The 379-nt window shown below is 59.6% G+C and carries 1 pseudogene; it reads left to right on the top strand.

The window, feature by feature from the left end:
- Positions 1 to 242 precede the first annotated feature (242 nt).
- Positions 243 to 379, top strand: a pseudogene (locus EN851_RS37540) (TetR/AcrR family transcriptional regulator); the annotation flags it as partial.

The following is a 379-nucleotide window of genomic DNA, read 5'->3' as shown; positions in this document are numbered from 1 at the left end:
CAGGCCCAGGATGAGCAGGCCTACCGAGCCAATCCACAGCGCCGAGGCGAGTTGCAGGCCGGTCGGGCTGCCGACCAGCCAGTCGCCCTCTTCCGCACGTCCGGCATCGGTGACTGTCACGAGACGCTCCTCCCTTGCAGCCCGATCAAAAAACTGACAAGTTGTCAGCATTTTCACGAAACTGATACTTGATCATGTTTTTTGTCAACCGCAAATTCGCACGTGTGTGAAAGATTTGGCGCATGACGGAAGCAAGGCGAACAGCGACGGAACCGAGGCGCAGGCCAAAACAGGAGCGCAGCCGCGAGCGCATCGATGCGATCCTCGCCACGACCATGCGGCTGATCGGCGAGAAGGGCATCGACGCCGTGACGATGAA

Source organism: Mesorhizobium sp. M8A.F.Ca.ET.208.01.1.1 (genome assembly GCF_004791315.1).
Lineage (GTDB): Bacteria > Pseudomonadota > Alphaproteobacteria > Rhizobiales > Rhizobiaceae > Mesorhizobium.
The sequence above is the reverse complement of the archived record's forward strand: the minus strand, read 5'-3'. Positions and strand labels throughout refer to the sequence as shown.